General features: G+C 59.2%; 18 protein-coding genes. 11 read left to right on the top strand and 7 right to left on the bottom strand.

Annotated elements, in window-relative coordinates; translation table 11 throughout:
* Positions 1–134: 134 nt before the first annotated feature.
* Positions 135–1,619 carry an aldehyde dehydrogenase family protein gene (locus tag BGP77_RS03475; protein WP_199224186.1) on the top strand — a complete coding sequence of 495 codons (1,485 nt, stop codon included), beginning with the start codon at positions 135–137 and terminating at the stop codon, positions 1,617–1,619.
* A gap of 53 nt (positions 1,620–1,672) precedes the next feature.
* Positions 1,673–3,118 carry a flotillin family protein gene (locus BGP77_RS03470; protein WP_108163345.1) on the top strand — a complete coding sequence of 482 codons (1,446 nt, stop codon included), beginning with the start codon at positions 1,673–1,675 and terminating at the stop codon, positions 3,116–3,118.
* Positions 3,119–3,165: 47 nt separating this feature from the next.
* Here the strand turns inward: BGP77_RS03470 and BGP77_RS03465 are convergent, their stop codons facing one another.
* Positions 3,166–4,836, bottom strand: a complete 1,671-nt coding sequence (locus BGP77_RS03465) for a methyl-accepting chemotaxis protein (protein WP_158269255.1) — start codon at positions 4,834–4,836, stop codon at positions 3,166–3,168.
* Between the two features lie 289 nt (positions 4,837–5,125).
* Here BGP77_RS03465 and BGP77_RS03460 point away from each other — a divergent pair, with 289 nt between their 5' ends.
* The 9 genes from BGP77_RS03460 to BGP77_RS03420 all read left to right on the top strand — a co-directional run bounded on the left by BGP77_RS03460 (position 5,126) and on the right by BGP77_RS03420 (position 13,992).
* Complete coding sequence (locus BGP77_RS03460; protein WP_158269254.1) at positions 5,126–6,010, top strand: ABC transporter substrate-binding protein; 885 nt, start codon at positions 5,126–5,128, stop codon at positions 6,008–6,010.
* Positions 6,007–7,053, top strand: coding sequence for an iron ABC transporter permease (locus BGP77_RS03455; protein WP_199224185.1), 1,047 nt, complete (start codon positions 6,007–6,009; stop codon positions 7,051–7,053). The genes BGP77_RS03460 and BGP77_RS03455 overlap by 4 nt, the downstream gene beginning before the upstream one ends.
* A gap of 2 nt (positions 7,054–7,055) precedes the next feature.
* On the top strand, positions 7,056–7,811 hold the full coding sequence (locus tag BGP77_RS03450; RefSeq protein ID WP_108163342.1) for a heme ABC transporter ATP-binding protein: 756 nt from the start codon (positions 7,056–7,058) through the stop codon (positions 7,809–7,811).
* Positions 7,812–7,820: 9 nt separating this feature from the next.
* Positions 7,821–8,480, top strand: a complete 660-nt coding sequence (locus BGP77_RS03445) for an O-methyltransferase (RefSeq protein ID WP_108163341.1) — start codon at positions 7,821–7,823, stop codon at positions 8,478–8,480.
* Between the two features lie 44 nt (positions 8,481–8,524).
* A complete protein-coding gene (locus BGP77_RS03440) occupies positions 8,525–10,483 on the top strand; it encodes a TonB-dependent receptor domain-containing protein (RefSeq protein WP_108163340.1) in 1,959 nt (652 codons plus the stop codon).
* An 81-nt stretch (positions 10,484–10,564) separates the two neighbouring features.
* Positions 10,565–11,131, top strand: coding sequence for a PadR family transcriptional regulator (locus BGP77_RS03435; RefSeq protein WP_108163339.1), 567 nt, complete (start codon positions 10,565–10,567; stop codon positions 11,129–11,131).
* A 61-nt stretch (positions 11,132–11,192) separates the two neighbouring features.
* Entirely contained in the window at positions 11,193–11,954 is a 762-nt protein-coding gene (locus BGP77_RS03430) for a phosphatase (protein ID WP_108163338.1), read from the top strand.
* A 200-nt stretch (positions 11,955–12,154) separates the two neighbouring features.
* On the top strand, positions 12,155–13,558 hold the full coding sequence (locus tag BGP77_RS03425) for an MATE family efflux transporter (RefSeq protein WP_199224184.1): 1,404 nt from the start codon (positions 12,155–12,157) through the stop codon (positions 13,556–13,558).
* Positions 13,555–13,992 (top strand): glyoxalase superfamily protein, encoded by a 438-nt coding sequence (locus tag BGP77_RS03420; RefSeq protein WP_108163336.1) that lies wholly within the window; start codon positions 13,555–13,557, stop codon positions 13,990–13,992. Before BGP77_RS03425 ends, BGP77_RS03420 begins: the two co-directional genes overlap by 4 nt.
* A 6-nt stretch (positions 13,993–13,998) precedes the next feature.
* On the opposite strand, the gene BGP77_RS03415 is transcribed toward BGP77_RS03420, so the two are convergent.
* From BGP77_RS03415 to BGP77_RS03390, 6 genes are all read right to left on the bottom strand, one after another.
* Entirely contained in the window at positions 13,999–15,024 is a 1,026-nt protein-coding gene (locus tag BGP77_RS03415; protein WP_108163335.1) for a LacI family DNA-binding transcriptional regulator, read from the bottom strand.
* Positions 15,021–15,791 carry an MBL fold metallo-hydrolase gene (locus tag BGP77_RS03410; protein WP_158269253.1) on the bottom strand — a complete coding sequence of 257 codons (771 nt, stop codon included), beginning with the start codon at positions 15,789–15,791 and terminating at the stop codon, positions 15,021–15,023. The genes BGP77_RS03415 and BGP77_RS03410 overlap by 4 nt, the downstream gene beginning before the upstream one ends.
* 215 nt (positions 15,792–16,006) lie before the next feature.
* Complete coding sequence (locus tag BGP77_RS03405) at positions 16,007–16,819, bottom strand: carbohydrate ABC transporter permease (protein WP_108163333.1); 813 nt, start codon at positions 16,817–16,819, stop codon at positions 16,007–16,009.
* A complete protein-coding gene (locus BGP77_RS03400; RefSeq protein WP_108163332.1) occupies positions 16,819–17,679 on the bottom strand; it encodes a carbohydrate ABC transporter permease in 861 nt (286 codons plus the stop codon). Before BGP77_RS03400 ends, BGP77_RS03405 begins: the two co-directional genes overlap by 1 nt.
* Positions 17,680–17,860: 181 nt before the next feature.
* Entirely contained in the window at positions 17,861–19,069 is a 1,209-nt protein-coding gene (locus BGP77_RS03395; RefSeq protein WP_108163331.1) for an ABC transporter substrate-binding protein, read from the bottom strand.
* 105 nt (positions 19,070–19,174) lie between these two features.
* Positions 19,175–20,542 carry a Ca2+-dependent phosphoinositide-specific phospholipase C gene (locus tag BGP77_RS03390; RefSeq protein ID WP_108163330.1) on the bottom strand — a complete coding sequence of 456 codons (1,368 nt, stop codon included), beginning with the start codon at positions 20,540–20,542 and terminating at the stop codon, positions 19,175–19,177.
* Positions 20,543–20,668: the final 126 nt, after the last annotated feature.

Raw genomic sequence — 20,668 nt, 5'->3', positions numbered from 1 at the left:
AGTCCGACGCAAACCGAACGTCCCAAAGCCACCGACAGCCAAACGCAAACCGGCAGCGCACTCGATGACATGCTGGCGCGGTTTGAACAATCGGCGCGTCAGGCGGCGAACGAATCATCCGAACAGAGGTGACTATGTTTTCGAATACCATGCCAACTCAATCCGTGTTTCCAATTAAAGGTCAGTATATCGGTGGCCAGTGGCGACCGAGCGACCGTCGTTTCGACGACGTGAATCCTTCCAATGGCGAGCTTTGGGCGCAGCCGTTTGACGCCAGCATCAGCGATACACGAGCAGCCATTGCTGCGGCTCAGGAAGCATTTCATGACTGGTCCGAACGCCCCTACACCGAACGCTCCGCCTATATGTTGAACGTGGCTGAGCTGTTTGAAAAACGCCGCCCGGAGATTGTTAAAGCCGTACAACAGGAAGGCGGTGGCTGGTTCGGCAAAGGCCAGTTTGAAGTGGGATATACCGCTGGGGTTTTCCGTGCCGCTGCGGCGTTGAATTATTCCGCCATTGGCGAAGTGTTGCCGTCCGAACACAACAAGGTGAGCCTGGCGGTTCGTCAGCCAATGGGCGTGGTCGGGGTGATCAGTCCGTGGAATATGCCGTTAATTTTGACTTCGCGCGGCCTGGCGTTTCCGTGCGCGTTCGGTAACACCATTGTGCTGAAGCCGTCCGAAGATACGCCCTACGTTGGGGGGCTGTTGTTTGCCGAATTGTTTGAAGAAGCGGGAGTGCCGCCGGGTGTTCTGAACGTCGTTACGTGCTCGCGTGAATCGGTAGCGGCGGTGGGTGATGAACTCATTGAAAATCCGTCGATTAAAGGCATTTCTTTTACCGGTTCGACCCCGGTTGGCCGGTCCATCGCCGCTAAAGCCGGCGCACATTTAAAGAAAGCCTGTGTCGAACTGGGCGGCAAAGATTCGCTGATCATCCGTGCCGATGCCGATATGGAACGCGCACTGGGTGCCGCCAATTTCGGCAGCTTTATGCACCAGGGGCAGATCTGCATGTCGGTGGAAAAGGTCTTGGTGCACGAAGACATTTTCGATGAATTTCTGCGTCGTTTTGTTGAGCGAGCGGCCCGTTTGAAAATGGGTGACACCGCCGATACGGATGCGGTTATTGGTCCACTGATCAACGACCGTCAGGCGCAGCGAGTGAAAAGCCAGATCGATGACGCCGTCGCCAAAGGGGCTAAAGTCTGGCTCGGCGGTCGGGTACACGAGCGCTTTGTGGAACCGACCATCCTCACCGGGGTCACGCCCGAGATGACACTCTACCGCGACGAAACGTTTGGCCCGGTGGTGCCGGTGATTCCGTTCTCATCCGATGCCGAAGCCATCCGCATTGCCAACGACACCGAATACGGTTTGTCGTCCGGCATCATCAGCGCCGATGAAGAACGCGCACTGGCGATGGCGCGGCAACTGCAAACCGGTTCGTGTCACATCAATTGCAGTTCTGTAAACGACGAACCGCACGTACCTTTTGGTGGCATGAAGGCGTCCGGTTTGGGGAATCACGGTGGCCGCTGGTCGCTGGAGACGTTTTCGCAAACGCGCTGGATCACCATGGATCGCGGCGGCCGGCCCTTCCCGCCGGTTTTCTAACTGATGTCGACAATAATGAATAACAACAAGCCAAACTCAGTGGGAGAATCCGCATGGCTAATTCTTTGATTTGGGTGCTGGTGACGCTGGTCGTCCTGGCTATTGTCATCGCCATTCTGGCGCGTTTTTATCAACGCGGGACCAGTGAAGTGGCGTTAGTGCGGACCGGTTTTGGTGGACGCAAAGTCGTGCTCGATGCGGGTCTGCTGGCGGTGCCGTATTTCAATAACGTCACTCGAGTGAACATGCAGACGTTGCGCCTGGAAGTGAAGCGCAGCGGTAATGCGTCCTTGATCACTCAGGATAAATTGCGCGTCGACGTCGGCGTGGAATTTTACGTGGCCGTGCGCAGCGAACGGGCGGCGGTGAGCCGAGCGGCACAGACGTTAGGCAACCGCACCTTCGATGCCGCGCGCCTGCGCGATTTAATTGAAGGCAAGCTGGTGGATGCGTTGCGCGCGGTGGCGGCACGCTACAGCCTGGATGATCTGCACGAAAAACGCAGTGACTTTGTACTCGAGGTAAAGTCGGCGTTGGAGACCACACTCGAAGGCAACGGTCTGATGTTGGAAAGTGTGTCGCTGACCGATATGGACCAAACGCCCTTTACCGACCTTGACGAAAACAACGCCTTCAACGCCGCCGGTATGCGCAAATTGTCAGAGCTGATCGCGCGTTCGAAAAAGGAACGCGCCGACATCGATGCCGATGCTGAAATGGCGGTGCGTCAGTCGGCGCTGACGCTGGCGAAGCGAAAGCTCGATCTGGATCTGGAAGAAGAGAAAGCGCGCATCGAACAGACGCAGCAAATCGAGTTGCTAAAAGCCGCGCAACTGGCCGACATCGCTGCACGCAAAGCGGACAGTGAACGCACCATTGCCGCCAGCCGGATTGAGATGGAGCGCGCCATTACCGAAGCCACGTTGCAACGCGATATCGATTTGCACAGCCAGCGCGAAGCCGAACGCCAGGCGCGTATCCGGCTGGATGGTATCGAAGCGCAGGCGGTGGCCGCTCAAGAAAAGGTCGCGACGGACAAAGCCGTGGGTGAAGCCGAACGCGGCAAACGCGTGGCTGCATTGAAAGCTGAAGAAGCCGCGGCAGCACGCATTGCCAGCGCGCGTGCTTTGCAGGCCGAACTGGAAGCGGAAGCCGAAGGTCGGCGCGCGTTGGTGCAAGCAGAGAACGGCATGAGCGACAGCTTGATGGCTCTGAAAACCGAGCAGGCACGTTTGGATGCGTTGCCCAAGGCCATCAGTGAAATGGTCAAACCGGCGGAGAAAATTGAGTCGATTAAGATTCACCAGATTTCCGGCCTGGGACAGCCACTGGGTGCCGAGGGCAATCGGGTGGGCGAGCGTTCCGCCAGTCATCAGGCCCTGGACGCCATTCTGAGCATGGCGGTACAGCTGCCGGCGTTACGCAAGCTGGGTGAGGAATTGGGGTTGAGTCTGGACGGTCCGTTGTCGTCAGTGCGCGACGATCGCAAAGACGCTTAAGCCATAAAACGCCATCCCGGCAGGGCGTCGGGATGGCGTTTTTGCGTTTAATCGACCTGGAATTTCCGGGCGATTTGATCGATGCGGGTCGCCACGGTTTTCAATTGGCTCATCACATCCTGCACTTCGGTGGCTTTGGCTTTCACCTTCTCAGACGCTTCGGCCACCATGGCGGTGCGGGCGGACATCTCGGTTGTGACCGATGACTGTTCCGTTGCGCTGGTGGCAATCTGATGGTTCATTTCGACCAGTGCATTCATCTGCTCGCTGGCGTCGGTCACCATGTTTTCAATGCGCGCCATGGCCGCCAGGGTTTCCTCGCGCTGCGTGCGCGACAACTGCATCTTCTCGACGGTCTCTTTCGCCATGCTATTGAGCCGTTCCAGAATGGTGCTGACGTCGTCGGTGCTGGTTTGCGTGCGTTGCGCCAGCTGACGAACTTCGTCGGCGACAACCGAGAAACCCCGACCGTGTTCGCCCGCACGAGCCGCTTCAATGGCCGCGTTTAACGCCAGCAAATTGGTCTGCTCAGAAATGCCGTTGATCTCATCCAAGGTGCGCGAAATGCTTTGAATTTCCTGGTCCAGACCGTTGATGGATTCTTCCACCGACTGCGACAGCGCATCCAGTTCACCCAAGGTGGCCTGGGTCGCTACCGACTGTTCGTTGATGCCCTGCATTTGTTCCTGTGCGGTTTCCGAACGGCTGCGGGTTTCTTCCGAGTGGTTGGCAATGTCGGCAGCGGTGGCCGCCAGCTCTTCAACCGCGGTGGCGTTGGAGTACACCGATTCAGCCTGGTCGTTACTTTCACGCGCCATCAATGTTGCCGATTCGGTGCCTTGATCAGAGACCTGGCTGATGGTGCTCACGTCCTGATTCAACTGACGAATGTCGTTGCGTAATTGACCGAGGAAGGTGTTGAAATCCTGCGCCAGTTCGTTGAATACATCGATGCCACTGCGCGGCAGTTCGGTGGTTAAGTCACCCTGGCCCGATGCCAGTCGTTTAACGGCGCCACCGAGGGCGTCGAGCGCTCGGTAAATGCCGCGAACCAATAGGGTGATCAGCCCCAGAATCAACAAAGTGCCCACGCCCATCACAATGGCGGAGGTCGACATCATGTCCCGGCCTTCATCGACAATGGTGCCACGAATGGCGCCGGTCAGTGATTCGGCCGAGTCGATGTAAAAGCCGGTGCCGAGCATCAGATTCCACTGCTCAACCCAGATGGCGTACGAGTATTTGGGTTCGGCAATGTCCCCGCCCGGACGCGGGAACAAGTAGGTGAAATAGCCGGTTCCGGCTTTGGCCGCGTCGATCAGACCTTTAATCAGGTAAGTGCCGTTGTCGTCCTGGAGGTTGTAGTAGTTATTACCAATACCACCACCGGGGTGCAGCAGACGAACGCCTTCGCCATCGTAGCCAAAAATATAGCCGTCACCCTCGTCAAAGCTGTAGTTGCCGAGCATTTCCATCGCCGCGTCGCGGCCACGCAAACCGGGCTGTTCGAGGTAGGGTTGGAGCAGGCCTTCGACCGAATCCATGATGGTTTTCAGCCGCTGGCTTTCAATATCAATAACGGCGTTGTGGATGTGCTCTGCGGTGTGCTCCTGCAGCGTTTTATTACCCAGGTATTGAGTGCCCATGCCTGCTATCGCCAAAGCGACAACCGGCAATACCGCAATACCGTACAACAAAGCTCTGAGTGACAGCTTCATGCTAAAGATCTCCATTTATTTTGTTGTTTTCTGGAGTATGAGTGAGGTGGACAGAAGTGACACCCATCGACCACTGGTTGATTGTATTTTTGTTTGTTTTTTGGTCAGAACGTCAGCAATAGGGCCAGTTGATGGTTAATTTAGACCAAAAAACGGTCAAGTAGACCTTTGGTTACATCTTGCTACGTCTAACCACGGGTAAGAGGTGGTTAATGCCAATCTTGTTGATAGTAATTATCATTTAATTTATCGTAAGATAAATAACTCAAGATCAATGACAGGAGCCTTCATGTTCAGTCTTAGCCACAGTAGCCGGCAGCTTGCTCGTCGATGGGCGGCTTTGGCGTTGCTGGCCGTCTGCTCGGGCAGTGCCGTGCTGGCCGATCGTTTGGTGGTGTTGGATGCGGGTCATGCCAGCATTCTGGATGCGCTCGGTGTGGCCGATCAGGTGGTGCTGGCGCCCTTGGACCCAACGCTTGAAGGTCGCCTGCTGCAGGCGGAGCGTTTTCATCGGACGGTTTCTGCCGAAAGTCTGATCGCCCTGCGTCCGGACTGGCTCATTATCAGCAACCCTGCGCGCGAAGCCGATCTGCAGCAACATGCCCAACGTCTGAATATTCCAACGGTGGTGATTGAACGGACTTTGCCGGCGATTGAGCGCATCCAGCGGCTGGCAGAACTGACCGCTACGGAGTCCCAGGCCCAGCCATTGATTGACAGCATTCTGCTGGATTATGCCCAGGCCGAAGCGCGTGTTGCTGAACGTGAACCCCTGCGAGTGCTGCATGTTTCCAGTGGCGGCGCCGGTTCCAGCGGCAGCGTGACGGGCGCGGGTGCCGGCACCTCAGCGCATGGCCTGATCGAGCGCGCCGGAGGAATTAATGTCGGCGCCGAGGCCGGGCTGGAACGATATCAGTCGCTCAGTGCCGAGGGTGTTATCCAGATGGCACCTGAGGTGGTGGTGGTTTCCAATCTGGAGTTGCCGGCGCTGGGCGGCCGCGATGGCGTCTTTGAGCGGGTGCCTGGCTTGGCCTACACCCCGGCGGCGCTGAATCAGCGCCTGGTGGTGCTCGATCACGCCGCCATCAAGTTCGACGCCGACAGCTCCGGTGAGGCCACTTTGGCGCTGGCGCGCGCGCTCTATCCGACGGCTGTGACTGAGGCCGGACAATGACACTGGCGCTTGGTTTGATGCGTCGCACTGGCCTGTCACCCCTGGCCTATGCGCTGTTTGGGCTGCTGATTGTGTTGGCGCTGGGCATTACTGTGGCCGTTGGCGTGGTGCCCCTGTCGCTGGCGCAAGTCGGCTCGGCATTGCTGGCACCCTGGCAGGATTCGGGTTCGGATGTGGTCGCTCAGGCTGTCGTCTGGGAGCTGCGCTTGCCGCGCGCCGTCATGGCGTTGTTGGTCGGTGCGGCCCTCGCCACTGCCGGTGCTGCCATGCAGGGTTTGTTTGGCAATCCGCTGGCCGACCCGGGCATTGTCGGCGTCAGTTCCGGGGCCTCTCTGGGTGCGGTGGCCATCATCGTCTTGCAGATCAATACCCTGGGTTCCTGGACCTTGCCGGCGGGTGCCTTTGTTAGCGGTTTTGCTACCACCTGGCTGATTTACTTGCTGGCGCGGCCGTCCAGCCATCCGGGTGATAACGCCCGGCTGTTGTTGATCGGTATCGCCATCAATGCCGTCTGCGGCGCGGTGACCGGGTATCTGACTTACCTGGCCAGCGTCGAACAGCTGGAGCAACTGATGTTCTGGTCGATGGGCTCGCTGGGCAGCGTGCACTGGGTGCCGGTGATGACCATCGCGCCCATCGTCGTAATCGGTGTCTGGCTGCTGCGGCGTCAGGCGGTGCAGCTCGATTTGCTGGCATTGGGCGAGCGTCAGGCGCAACACGCCGGTGTCGATGTGCCACGCCTGCGCCTTGGCTTGATTGCGCTGACCGCGTTGCTCACCGCTGCCGCCGTCGCCTTTACCGGCACCATCGGTTTTGTCGGTCTGGTGATTCCGCATTTGATTCGCACGCTGGTCGGCCCCGGCCATCGTCATCTGCTGCCGTTATCGGCGCTCGGCGGTGGCTTGCTGCTGATGCTGGCCGACCTGGGCGCCCGCTCACTGGATCCGCCGAATGAGATTCCCATCGGCATTTTGACGGCCACCATCGGTGGCCCCTTTTTCCTCTGGCTGATTGCGCGCCAGGGCCGGGCGGGGAGGCTGTGATCATGCTGCGCTTGGAACAGGTATCGCTCGACATCGATGGCCGCCGTTTGCTCGACAACGTCAGTCTGGACTGCCCGGCCGGATCGGTCACCGCACTGATCGGCCCCAACGGTGCCGGTAAATCCACGCTGCTGAGTCTGATGGCCGGCGACCGCGTACCCAGCGCCGGTCGGGTGCTGCTCGATGACGTCGAACCGACCCGGCTGTCGGCGCGTGAACTGGCTGCGCGCCGCGCGGTGATGCCGCAGGACAGCATGCTGCATTTCGCTTATCGGGTGCGCGATGTCGTGCATATGGGCCATGCGCTGCGCGACCTGCCGCCGGATGAAGACGAACAACGCGTGGCTGACGCCATGGCCCAGGTGGAAATCACCGATCTCGCCGACCGCAACGCCATGACGCTGTCCGGCGGCGAACAGGCGCGCACCACCTTTGCCCGCATCCGCGTTCAGCAAACGCCCATTGTGCTGCTCGACGAACCTACCGCCGCACTCGATTTACGGCATCAGGAGCAACTGTTGCAGCGCTCTGCGGCCTGGGCCCGCCAAGGCCATTGTGTGGTGGCGGTGATGCACGATCTGAACCTGGCGGCGGCGCATGCCGACCGTCTGGCGTTGCTGGAGAACGGCCGTCTGGTCGCCGAAGGCACGCCCTGGGAGGTGCTGGAAAGCCAGCGCCTGGAAACCGTTTATCGGCAGCGCGTGGCGGTGATGACGCACCCCGAACGCGGCTGCCCGGTGGTTGTAACCGCCCCTTAAGGAGACGAGATGGACACCCTGGATCAACCCAGCGTACGCGCGGTATTAGACCGCGAACATCAGGCCGCCCAAGCCCAGCGCACCGCGCGGGCGGCCGCCTCATCGGCCCCGGCACCCCGGGTACGCCGGGACTTCCGCGAGGCCGAGTTTTTCCAGCACCGTTACCTGGCCGTCGGTCCGGGTGAGGGCGCTTTGCTGTATATGCTGGCGCGGACCGCCGGCGCCCGAAACATCGTTGAATTCGGTTCGTCCTTCGGCATTTCCACTCTCTACCTGGCGGCCGCAGCGGAAGAGAACGATGGCCGGGTGATCGGCAGCGAATACTATGAAAACAAACGCGATCACGCCTTGAGCAACCTCGAAGACGCCGGTTTGGCGCATCGTGTTGAAATCCGTCTGGGGGATGCGCTCGAAACCCTTGCGGACGTTCCTGACGCCGTGGACCTGGTGTTTCTCGACGGCGACAAAAGCCTTTATTGGCCGGTGCTGGAATTGCTGCGGCCGCAACTGATCGACGGCGCCGTGATCGTCGCCGACAACCTCGACCATTTCGATGACGACCCGGAAAACTTCCGCAGCCGCATCCTGGCGCAACCGGAGCGTTATACCAGCCGTGTTGTCCGGCTTGGTAAAGGCGAAATCAGCATCAGCCGTTATCGCCGCGACTGAATTCCCAACCTTTTCAACCCAGATTCCGTAAGGAGTTTTGCATTATGAATATCGTACGATACAAACGCCTGGCGCTGACGGCGGCGATAGCGCTGTCCGGCCTGGCGGTCGCAGAAGACAATTCCCTGGCTCCGGTCACGGTAACGGCCAGTGCCTCGGGCGAAGCCAAAGACAGCGTGGTGGCACCAGCCAGTATTTCGGTCATCACGCGCGAAGAACTCGAACAAGGGTCCTATCGCGACATTTCCGAAGCCATTCGCTCGGTGCCCGGTCTCTATGTGCCGGAAGGTTCGACCGGCAAGGGCGGCACCGGCGAAATCTCCATTCGCGGTCTCGACCCGCAATACACCCTGATTCTGGTCGATGGCGTGCCTCAGGGCTCGCAACAGGGTTACTACAACGGCTTCGGTTCCGGCGCCGAGTTTGGCTGGTTGCCGCCGGTCAGCGCCATCGAACGCATTGAAGTGATTCGCGGCCCGATGTCGTCGCTGTACGGTTCGGCGGCGCTGGGTGGCGTGGTCAACATCATCACCAAACCGACACCGGAACAGTGGTCCGGCAGCGTCTCGCTCGATCGCATGTCTCAGCAAAACGATGACGCCGGTGACCGCCACCAGGCGCAATTCCAGATGAGCGGCCCCTTGTTGGAAGATCGCCTGGCCGCAACGATTCGAGGCGGTTTCTTTAACCGCGACGAAGACGCCATCGACGGCGGCTACGCCGAATTCCAGCGCCGCGACCTAAGTGCGGCGCTGGACTGGACCATCAGCGAACGTCAGAGTCTGGGCATCGAAGCGGGCGTCGCAACCCAGGATACTTTTGCCCATGCGGAGCTCAGCGGTTCCGACCGGGAACTGCAAACCCAGCGTCTTTATCAGTCACTGAACCACGAACTGAACTGGGCCGGTGGCCTGCGCACACGCAGCTACGTGCAGAACGCTGAACTCGATAACCAGACGCAAAATGCCAGCTATCGTCGCACCACCGTGAACAGCTCGACCTTGGTGCCGCTGGGTGCGCATCTGCTGACGCTGGGCGGTCAATACCGACTGCAACAGACCGACAACCCCGAGCGCGCCATCGGCAAGGCCGAACTGGAACGCTGGGACGCGGCAGCCTTTATGGAAGACGAATGGCTGATGACCGACCGTCTGTCACTGACCGCGGGTGCGCGCTGGGTGCAGGATGAAAACTACGGCGGCGAACTGGTGCCACGCGGCTACGCCGTGTTTGAAGCCACCGAACGGCTGACCTTCAAAGGCGGTGTCAGCGCCGGCTATCGCACGCCCGATCTGAAACAGGGCGATTCCGACTGGGTGGAAGGCGGCGGTGGCGGCTCCGTTGATGGGGCGGACATCGGTAACTCCGATCTGAACGCTGAAAGCAGCCTCAGCTATGAACTGGCGACTTACTGGAGCGGTCGTAACGGGGCTATTGCCGGGGTGACACTGTTTTACACCGACTACAGCGACAAGATCGAAAAACCGCTGATCTGTGACCGCGTCACCGGCCCGGATGGCAGCTGTGTTTATCAGGGTTATGACTACGAAAAAATCTTCGAATATCAGAACGTTGATGAAGCCTGGATTCGCGGTGTGGAGCTGACGCTCGACACGCCGCTGTTCGCCGGCCTGGACCTGCAAGCCGGTTACACCTTCACCGACAGCGAACAGGAATCCGGTGACAACGCCGGCAATGCCCTGAACGATCAGCCGCGTCATCGCGCTAACCTGGACCTGAACTGGCAGGCGACCGACAACACCCGGCTGTGGGGCAATGCCCGCTATCAGGGCGAGGCCGAGCAGGTGCAGGCGAAAGGCGGGCTGAGTGAAGCGTTCGAGGGTTACACCCTGGTCGACGCCGGTGTGCATTATCGTCTGCGCCCGACGGTCGCCTTGCGCGGTGGCGTTTATAACCTGCTCGACGCCGACATCAACGCCGAAGATCACGGCCGGGTGTTGGATGGTCGGCGCTTGAATCTGGGCATCGACATCGCCTTCTAAGGCGTTGCCCCCTTGGGGGCATTCACTTAGTCTGCGTGCTGAGTGAGTGCCCACTTTCGTTCTGTTTAAGGAAATACATCATTGGTTTCGCCCACCACCAACCCGACCACCGACGGCGGCTATCTGGCCGCGGGGATGCCGGCGACGCGCAAGCTCAGCGCCACCGATCTGCGGCTGTTGATCCTGGTGTTGCTCAGTGAGCAGGAAAGTTACGGCACTGAACTGGCCGATCGCATTGAACGCCTGACCGCCGGTTTCTACCGGCCGAGCCCAGGGATGATGTATCCGCGTCTGGCCGAATTGGTTGAGCAGGGTGCGGTGGAATTGCTGCGCGAAGGACGGCGCAAACACCATCGCATCAGCGACCGGGGCCGGGCCTTGCTGGCCGAACACAGCGAAGCCGCTGAGCGGGTACGCTGGCGGCTGGAATCGACCGGGCGCAAGTATCGCAAGCTGCGCGCCTCCATCAGCCAGGCCGTGGATTCCGATGAATCGGGCCTGCCGCTGGCGTATGAGCAATTAGCGGCGCGCCAGGATTTAAAAGCCGCGCTGCGCGAATGCCTCGATCTGGACGCCGCCGGCCAACGCGAAGTGACTCAGATTCTGCAGGAAACCACCGCGCGTATCCGGGCGTTGCGCCACGACTGACGACACCAGCCTGTCATCGCGCTGTGGTAGGCTGGTGTTTTGCATCGCTTCAGGAATGTCCATGCGCATACTCACCGACACCCACGCCCACACCGTCGCGTCCGATCACGCCTACAGCACCGTGCACGATTACTTCCGCATCGCCCGGGAAAAAGGCCTGCAACTGTTCAGCATCACCGATCACGCCCCGACCATGCCCGACGGCGCTCATTACTGGCACTTTGGCAATATGAAGGTGATTCCGCGTGTGGTTGAAAACGTCGCCATGCTGCGTGGCATTGAAGCCAACATTCTTGAGCCTGACGGCGGCGTCGATATTCCCGACAAGCTGCACGGCTTTCTCGATTTCGCCATCGCCAGTTTCCACGAACCGGTGTTCACACCGTCCGACGAAGCGACCAACACCCGAGCCATGGTGAATACGATTGCCAGTGGCCATTGCCAGATCATCGGTCACCCGGGCAACCCGAATTATCCGATTGATGTGGAAGAAGTGATTCGCGCCGCCAAAGACAACAACGTGCTGCTGGAAATCAATAACTCCTCGTTCACCCATTCGCGCATCGGCAGTGAGCCGCATTGCCGTCACATTCTGGAGATGATCGACCGGCTCGACTGGAAAGTTTCTTTCGGGTCCGATTCGCACGTGGCCTTCACCGTCGGTGAGTTCGATCAGGCCATTGCCCAGGCTGAAGCCTTGGGTTTCCCGCAGACCCGTATCGTCACGGCCAATGCGCCGCGGTTTTTAAAGTTTCTCGGCGAACACGGTAAAACGGTGGCCAAAGACCTCGCCGTCTGGGCCGCGCAGTTCGACCCGGATTGATCCGCATTGACAGCGCCGCAGCCGCTGCCTAAGGTAGCGCTTCGGTTGCAGACACCGGCCGCTCGCAGGCGTTAACGCTCTGGTGAAGTTCTGCCTTCTTCGATGTTCCTCCCCCTGCGCATTCTGTTCGCGAAGGTGGTAACGCGAGCCCCATCTCTCCTGTTTACGAACACAGAATGCCAGCGCGTGGAGTAACTGCCGTGACCGCTTCCAATGCTCGTTCCGGTGCGTCGTTTTTGCACGACGACCTGACGTCCCTCTTTGCCCGAACTGCCCTGCCGATCATCGCCATCATGCTCATGAATGGCCTGCTGACGGTGGTGGATGCTTGGTTTCTCGGTGTCTTTGTCGGCGCGGATGCGCTGGGCGCCGTTACCCTGGTGTTCCCGGCCTTTATGTTGATGGTGGCCTTGTCGACGCTGATTTCGGCCGGTATGTCGAGCCTGTTGGCCCGGCATTTAGGCGCCGGCCGTACCGAACAGGCGCAGGGTGTTTTTGTGGCCGCCCAAGGGTTGGCGCTGCTGACCAGCCTGGTGCTGATGGCGCTCTATCTGCTCTGGGGTGGCAGCTTTACCCAGGCCGCCGCCCAGGGCCGGACGGAACTGTCGCAGATGGCGCAGATCTATTTGCGCATCATCGTGTTCACGTCTCCGCTCATGTTCAGCCTCGGTGTGCAGGGCGATGCTCTGCGAAACGAAGGCCGTGCCGGCTGGATGGCGATGATGGGGCTGGTGGTGACGCTGTCGAACATGCTGTTCAACTTCGTGTTGATTGTTGTGTTTGAGTTGGGTGTGGCCGGCTCGGCATACGGCACCGCGGCGGCTCAGTGCTTGGCGTTACTGTTGATTTTTGGCTTGCGCTTACGCGGCGGTACCCGGCTGCAATGGCAATGGCACGCCGGTTTTCAGCGCCTGGACGAATGGCTGCACCGTTGGCGCGATATTCTCAAGCTCGGGGCGCCATCGAGTCTGTCTTTTTTTGGCATGGCGCTGATTTCAGCGACCATCATTGCGTCGTTGAATGCGCAGGACACGCCGAATTATGCCGCCACGGTATCGGCGTACGGCATCGTCACTCGCTTAATGACGCTGTGCTTTATGCCGATGCTGGGGTTGTCGCACGCCTTACAAACCATCTGTGGTCACAATCATGGCGCTCAGTTGTGGCAGCGCAGCGATGATGCCTTGCGGCTGGGCTTAAGCGTAGCGCTTTGTTATGGCGTGCTGGTCGAATTAACGCTGGTGTTTTTCGCCGCACCGATCGGTCGGTTATTCGTCGATGATCCGCTTGTTGTCGCGGAAGTTGCACGCATTTTGCCGGTGATGGTGGCGTTGTATTTTCTCTCCGGCCCGATGCTGATGCTGGGCGCTTATTTTCAGTCGCTCGGCGACGCCACACGCGCCGCTCTGTTCAGTTTGACGCGGCCATACTTGCTGACCCTGCCACTATTGCTGATGTTGCCGTTACTGCTCGGTGAACGTGGCATCTGGCTGGCAATGCCCACTGCCGAAGGCTCGATGTTGGTGATCGCCCTGGTGGTGCTCGCGCAGACTGAACGCCGGCTGGGTCTGCGCCGGGGTGTGTTTCAGGCCAGTCGGTTATGAACGAACCCTTGCCGACGCTGGCGGAAAATAAGGCGCAGGCGAAACGCTTGCGTCAGTTGATGGCTGAGCAGGGCGTGGCCGTCAGCCACAGTCAGTCGCTGGAATTAATCGCCCATAATTATGGCTATCGCGACTGGAATACGCTCAGCGCGCAGCTGAACAAACAGCAGTCACCGGTTGTTGCTGGCAGTACGGTGACGGGCTGTTATTCGGGCCAGACGTTTCGCGCCTCGGTGCGGTCCGTTCAGCCGGAGCGGCTGGGTTTTTGGCGCGTTCAATTGCAGTTGGAGCAGGCAATGGATGTGGTCACGTCGTCGCGGTTTTCGAGTATTCGGCGCCGACTGACCGCCACCATCAATCACCAGGGCGTAACGGAACAAACCCGTGGCAACGGCGAGCCGGTATTACGACTGCACCCTCCTGCCCATCACTGAGTCACTTCAGCTTTGGCGTTGTACAAACTCCGGCGTCAGCCGCAGCACTTCCGGCGAGTCGGTGCGCTGGCTGGCAATGGAGGTGATCAGGTGATCCAGTGCCTGAGTCACCAATTGCTGCACCGGTTGCGCCAGCGTGGTCAGCTGGTAGCCCGGCCAGGCCGCCTGCGGTACGTCATCACAGCCGATCAAACTGAACTGTTCCGGGCTGGTTTTTCCCGCCGCACGCAAGGCATCCATGGCACCGAGTGCCAGTGCATCGCAGGCGCAAAACAGGGCGTCGGTGTCGGGGTGATCGCGCAGCAATTGTTGGGCGGCGCGATAACCACTGGCATAGCTGTAGTCAGGGTTGCTCAAACAAGGAACCGTGTTGAAACCTGTTCGGCTCAGTGTCTCGATAAACCCCTGTTGGCGTTCATGTGAGGCTTGCCCGTCGGCGCGGCCGCCGATAAACGCCGGTGCTTTTCGCTGTTGACGGAGCAGGTAATCGGCGGCGCGTTCACCGACGGCGCGGTTATCGGTGAGAATCGCCGACACCCGCCCGCGTGGGTCTTCTCGGCCCAGCAACACCGCCGGCGTACCCAGCGCCAGAAAGGCATTGGTGGCTTCGGGTGACAGTGAACCGGCGGCGATGATGGCGCCTTCAACCTGATAGGCAATCAGTCGTTCCAAAGCGTCATCCAGGCTGCCCTGGGCATCGGGCATCACCAACATGGCGACCCGCCCTTGCGCTTGCAGCGCTTGCGTTAACTGGCTGAAAAAATGCGGCTGGAAAGGATTGTCGAATTCACCCATCACCACGGCAATTAATCCTGACGAGGGTCCCTGTTTCGATTTCACCAGGGAACGCGCCAAGGCATTGGGCCGGTAACCGAGTTCGCGAGCCACCGCCAACACCTGTTCGCGGGTGCGGGGGTGAATACTCGCTTCGGGGGTGAAGGCGCGCGAGACGGCCGATCGGGAGACGCCGGCGCGGCGTGCGACATCCGAGGCGGTGACGGTGCGTGGGCGTTGGTCCGCGGATGTTTTCAAGGCTGACTCCCCGAGTTTTCAATCTGCCAGCGGCCCCCTTTAAGACGCAGGCAATCGCCGTCGCGCGGTACATAAATGTCGGTCATGGCCGTGGCTTCCTGGCGGATCTGTGTCTGATGATCGGGACCAATGTGGTACGGGCACAACAGGCTGCCGGTTTTGCGCTCCAGTTCCTGACACAGCGGCCAATCGCCGTGATGCGATAACCGCGAGAGTGCCTGACTGACTTCACATTCCTGAAACACAATATCGGCGTTGGCGAGCAGGCTTTTGTTGTGTCGGCTGGGACGACCATCGCCACTGTAAAACAAACTGCCTTGGGCACCGCGCAACCACAATGACCGGTTTGGCACCGAGTGCCGGCTGGTCGCGGTGGCCATCCGCCACGGACCGAGCGCATCGAGGTCGGCACTGTCGACCCACTGTATGGAAAACCCCGGGTCGTCGTCTGGCCAGTGACCAAAATAACTGAGATTTTGCAGCCGGGCCCACTGCGCGCGCTGGGCGACAATCAGCAGCGGTCGTTTGCGCTGGCAATGTTGCCAGTGGTTGATCAGCGTCGTTAGCCCCAGGCAATGATCGGGATGACAATGCGTAAAATAGAGCGCTGATATCGCTTCCGGGTCAAGCTTGCGTCGCCATAATGCCGGTGGCACGGTCGGCCCGCAGTCGATCAAACATTGAAAGCCCTCTTCTTCCAATAATAACGACGCATTAACGCCCTTAGGTTCGTAAGCGGCGCCCACGCCGATAACGTCGATCTTCATTCTATTTCCTTGTTTGTGCCTGCGTACGTGCTTACTGACGGCTTGGCTTTCGGCAGTATGCTGTAAGTACATCTGTATAAGTCGATGGCCGCCCCCGATGTGTCGGACCACCCTGGCGACCGACGCCTGCCGAAAGCCAAGCCGTCAGCAATCACTCGTTTTGTGCCGACATTGTCATCCCGACCTTGAGCCGGGATCTCGGTGTTACTTACCGTTCACTGCGGACTCATCGCAAAGCCACGCAATAAATGTTTTTGCAGATACCCCGCCAACAATAAAACCGGCAACGAACTGAGCGCACCAATCGCCATAAGCGGCCCCCAAAAAGTTTGGTTTTCGGTGGTGAAGGTGGCGATGTATAACGGTAAGGTGAATTGGCTCGGTGTCTGAATAAACAACAGCGCGAACAGAAATTCATTCCACGCTAGCAGCATGGCGAAGATCAATGTTGCGACCAGACCGGGTGCTGCCAACGGTACGACGACGCGCAGTAAGCGTTGCACTAAACCCGCGCCTTCCAGTGAGGCGGCTTCTTCTAAATCAATCGGAATCTGGCGTACAAAACTGAGCAGCATCCAGATGCAAAACGGCAGGGTATACACCTGATAACTGAGCATTAAACCTAAATGCGAGTCGAGTAAATTCAGCGCATTCAGTACACGATACAGCGGAATGGCAACGACGATCGGTGGCAGGGTTTTAATCAACAAAACCAGCAATAAAAACGCATGGTCGAGCCTGGCCGGGAAGCGGTACCGAACCAGTGCATAAGCGGAAATAAAACCGACGCTCAGTGATACCGCTGTGGTGCCAATCGAAACTACCAGTGTATTGAATAAACGCCGTAATACACCTTCATCAAACAACTGAATAAAGTGAGAAAAAGTCGGCTGACTCGGCCAGAAAACCAGACTGGTGCCAATGTATTCAGCCGCCGGTTTGAAGGCGGTGCCGAGCATCCACAGCGTTGGCAAGGTGAAAAACAGCACCGCTAAGGTAACGCCGAGCGGGCGAAGCAAACGAGTCATTAATGCGGTCTCCGCATCACTTGCCAGGCATAGGCCAGACTCAACACCAAAGCGATGATCAGCATCACGACGGCGATAGCGCTGGCGGTACCCAGGTGAAAAAATTTAAAGCCTTGTTTATAGGCAAGCAGCGATAACGTCTCGGTGGAATACGCCGGGCCACCACCGGTTAAGACGTAGTTTTTGTCGAACAATTTAAAGGCGTCGATGGACCGCAACAGCAGCGCTAAAAACAGCGGCGCGCGTACTAACGGCAGCCGTACATGCCAGAAACGTTGCCAGGACGTTGCGCCTTCCAGCGTGGCGGCTTCTTCGATGTCGGGCGGTATGGCTTGCAGACCGGCGAGCAATAATAGGAACGCCAGCGGTGTCCATTGCCAGGTGTCGACCAGCACGATGGCGGCGAGTGCGGTTTGCGGATCGGATAGCCAACTGACGCGGGCAATGCCGAGCACGTCGAAGAAGTTGTTCAGCCAGCCGAAATCGTAATGCAGCCAGGCCTTCCAGATGGATGAACACACCAGCGTCGATAACATCATCGGGTAAATACACAGTGGCAACAGCCAGGCACGACCGCGAAACGGCTGATGAAACAGCAGCGCTAACAGCAAGCCTAAACCGACCTGGGTGAGGGATGCGGCGAGTGTAAAAACGATGGTGTTGCGTGTGGCCTGATTAAAAAACCAGTCGCTGAATAAGTCGCGGAAATTATCGAGGCCGACGAAGGTCATCGGGCCGCCGTATTGGGTGTTGGTGAAGGCCAGCATCAGGCTGTAACCGATGGGGTAGAGCGTGAGCAAAGCCAGCAGCACCAGCGCCGGTGACAGCAACAACAAAGGGTGCCAGTGGGATCGGAACATGGGTGGCCTGTTTTTTTGGGTTTTTGTGGGGGGTGAGGCGGTGCGCCGCCGGTACTGTTGATCGCGGGTCGGCGTGAACCCATCCCTGGGACCTAGGCCTCGGCATCCATGCCTCGGACTACCCGCGATCAACAGTACCGACGTCGCACCTCAGGTTGTGGTGCGGTTGCGGTGAGGTTATTTACCGCGAAGCCACCATCCGTTCATGCGCCTGCTCGGCCGCTTGTTCGGCGCTCAGGCGGCCCAGCAGAGCCAGTTGCAGGTAGTCACCGAGGATCGATTCCAGCTGCTGCCAGTCCTGCACGCGTGGGCGGGCGGTGCCTTGGCGCAGGGCGTTGAGTTGGTTGGGGTACCAGCGGTATTGCGCAACGACGTCATCATCCAGATAAACGCTGGTGCGCGTCGGCGGCAGGCCTTTTTCGAGCGTCAGCTGACGCTGGAAGTCGGCGCTGGTGAAAAACGCCAGGAAGTCTTCGGCCAAATCCGCGTGTTCGGCGTGAGTGGAAACGCCCATCTGCCAAACGCCGAGCATCGGTGTCGATTCATTCACCTGGCCCGGCGGCGGCACGATGTTGACCTGACCGACCACCTGGCTGACTGCCGGGTCGTCCATCGACGGTACCCAGGACGGCCAGACTTCAATGGCCATGGCGGCTTTGCCTTGTTGGATGGCGTCGCGCACTTCGCCGGAGTTGTAGACTTCAACGCCCGTCGGAGCAACGTCGCGCAGGCTGACGAAGGCTTCAATCGCTTCGACAGTGGCCGGGCTGTTCAGCGCAATGTTGCCGTCTTTATCGACGATATGGCCGCCGTAAGCCCACAGCATGGGCAAGAAGCCGGTGACGATGGGGTTGCCTTGCGTGCCACGGAAAACCACACCGGCGCGGTCATTGGTTTTCAGGTTCTGGGCTGAGCGAAAAACGTCGTCCCAGCTTTGCGGTTCGTCCATCAAGTCAGAGCGGTAGGCGAACATCGCCACGTTGCCTACAACCGGCAGCGAGTACAGCGGGCCTTGGCCGACCGGGTAACGGGAGATGTCGGTCAGCGACGGAATGAAGTCCTGGCTGACGGCGTCTTCGTTCAAGGCGGCGAGCCAGTTGTTGCTCATAAATTCCGGCGCCCAGGTGTCGTCGATCATCACCAGATCGAAGCTGGAATCGCCTTCGCGCATGCCGATGACCAGTTTTTCATAGAGCGAGCCGTAGGGCAGTTTCAGCAGTTCAATGTCGGTGCCCGGATGCGCCGCTTCATAGGCGTCGACGCCGGCTTGCAAGGCGTCGCCATAGCCGCCGTCACGGCCAGCGATGACCAGATCGGCCGCTTGAACCACACCGGTCAGCGCCATGGCGCCAGCCAGCAGGGTGGTAGAAAAAGCAGTGATAGGTTTCATGATGTTCTCCGTTGGGAGTCAGTCAGTTTTGAAATTGCACACGTGTGCAACGCTAAGGGCGGGCTGTGACGGTTCAGTAACAGCCCTGTGAAGCTTTAATGAACGTCAGTACGGCAGCAGGTTGAAACGCTGGTTCGCGCCGCCGCTGCAATTGGCCAGTTCCGCCTGCGTGCCGTTTTGCTGGCTGTTGCCCGGTACGGCGGCGCAGCGATTGCCCATGCCGACCAGTTCGCCATGGGTGGTCAGACGCCATTTCTCGCTGTCGCCACCGTCGCAATCCCACAGATGCAGCCCTTTACCGGCAACCGACTGACCGCCGTCGATGTCGAAGCAAAAGGCTTCGTTGCCAACGGTGCGCAGCTGAGTTTCATCGCTGTAACGGAACACCTGATTCACACCGTCGTGGCAGTTCCACTGGTGAATGTCAGCACCGTCGGCGTAGCTGGCGCCTTCGACATCCAGGCACTGACCACTGTGTTCGGCCTGCAAGCGGAAGCGGTTGGGAAGGGAGCGGCGTTCGCCGTTCAGCGGGAGGCGGTTGCCGTAAGTGTCGAGCGTTTCACGGCTGATCATCGAAGCACCGGACGCCACCGCAATGTAGGCGTTGTGATAGGCATCGAAGTGGTGATTATCGGACGACCAGAGGTTGATCACCTGACGATTCAGCGCCGAGGCTTCCACCGTTTGTGACCAGTACTTGAGGTTTTCAGTATTGCCACACACCACCCAGTTATTGGCTGCGTAACCGCTGAAATCCTTGGCACTGCCGTAGGCGTCGAAGTAGATCGGGTCTTCCGCCTGCGGGCAGATCAACGCCTGCGCCTGGCTACCGAACTGTTCGACGTAGGCGCGTTGGGTCTGGTTCTTCTGGCTGATCGGGCCGCCGGTCAACATCACCAGAAACTGGCCGCGCAAACTGCCGATGCTCGGCCAGCCATGATTCAAAACACCCAGACGCAGACTGCTGTTGCCGGTGGACTGACGCAGCTCTTCGGGCGTGAAGATACGACTGCCGAGGGTTTGTGACAGCTGAGTGTTCAGCTGACTGCGCGCGCCGCTGTCCCAGCCGAACAACAAGCCGGCTTTTAGGTCGATTTGCAGCGTGATCGGCAGGTGGTTCGGATGGCTGTTGCTCCAACTCACCAGATCGTTCAGGCAGTCGGCAAAGCTGCCGCCGGAACCGCCGTTGCAGTTGTTGGCGTAGTCGCCATCGGTGCCGTTGTGTTTCACCACCAACTGACCGCCGGATTCCCAGACATCGAGTTCAACCACGCGGTTACCGCGGTTGAGTACATCGAGCAGGTTGGAAAACTGTGCGGTTTCGTAAGGGTTATGCGGGCGAGACCAATAGGCCTGGTCGTACGCCAGGTTATCGGACAGCCCCTCGGCCGACGGCACCGCCGCACTGGCCACAGACGCAATACAGGAGATTAAACCCAGGCCAAGCCAGGCACGGGCATTGGGGAAAGTCATGGCATCGTCCTCTTTATGGTGTTGTTGTCTTCAACGGATGTGCACACGTGTGCAAGGGCGAGGATGTCAAAGCGCTGTGACCATCGACTGACGAGCAAATGAAGCTTTTTTGAACCTAAGGCGATT

The organism is Saccharospirillum sp. MSK14-1 (assembly GCF_003054965.1).
GTDB lineage: Bacteria > Pseudomonadota > Gammaproteobacteria > Pseudomonadales > Natronospirillaceae > Saccharospirillum.
The sequence above is the reverse complement of the archived record's forward strand: the minus strand, read 5'-3'. Positions and strand labels throughout refer to the sequence as shown.

Coding starts and splice junctions, on each gene's coding strand:
- BGP77_RS03465 (WP_158269255.1), bottom strand. CDS start 4,836: ATGAAGCTGTCACTCAGAGCTTTGTTGTACGGTATTGCGGTATTGCCG.
- BGP77_RS03460 (WP_158269254.1), top strand. CDS start 5,126: ATGTTCAGTCTTAGCCACAGTAGCCGGCAGCTTGCTCGTCGATGGGCG.
- BGP77_RS03395 (WP_108163331.1), bottom strand. CDS start 19,069: ATGAAACCTATCACTGCTTTTTCTACCACCCTGCTGGCTGGCGCCATG.
- BGP77_RS03445 (WP_108163341.1), top strand. CDS start 7,821: ATGGACACCCTGGATCAACCCAGCGTACGCGCGGTATTAGACCGCGAA.
- BGP77_RS03430 (WP_108163338.1), top strand. CDS start 11,193: ATGCGCATACTCACCGACACCCACGCCCACACCGTCGCGTCCGATCAC.
- BGP77_RS03400 (WP_108163332.1), bottom strand. CDS start 17,679: ATGTTCCGATCCCACTGGCACCCTTTGTTGTTGCTGTCACCGGCGCTG.
- BGP77_RS03405 (WP_108163333.1), bottom strand. CDS start 16,819: ATGACTCGTTTGCTTCGCCCGCTCGGCGTTACCTTAGCGGTGCTGTTT.
- BGP77_RS03450 (WP_108163342.1), top strand. CDS start 7,056: ATGCTGCGCTTGGAACAGGTATCGCTCGACATCGATGGCCGCCGTTTG.
- BGP77_RS03390 (WP_108163330.1), bottom strand. CDS start 20,542: ATGACTTTCCCCAATGCCCGTGCCTGGCTTGGCCTGGGTTTAATCTCC.
- BGP77_RS03440 (WP_108163340.1), top strand. CDS start 8,525: ATGAATATCGTACGATACAAACGCCTGGCGCTGACGGCGGCGATAGCG.
- BGP77_RS03410 (WP_158269253.1), bottom strand. CDS start 15,791: ATGAAGATCGACGTTATCGGCGTGGGCGCCGCTTACGAACCTAAGGGC.
- BGP77_RS03420 (WP_108163336.1), top strand. CDS start 13,555: ATGAACGAACCCTTGCCGACGCTGGCGGAAAATAAGGCGCAGGCGAAA.
- BGP77_RS03455 (WP_199224185.1), top strand. CDS start 6,007: ATGACACTGGCGCTTGGTTTGATGCGTCGCACTGGCCTGTCACCCCTG.
- BGP77_RS03475 (WP_199224186.1), top strand. CDS start 135: ATGTTTTCGAATACCATGCCAACTCAATCCGTGTTTCCAATTAAAGGT.
- BGP77_RS03470 (WP_108163345.1), top strand. CDS start 1,673: ATGGCTAATTCTTTGATTTGGGTGCTGGTGACGCTGGTCGTCCTGGCT.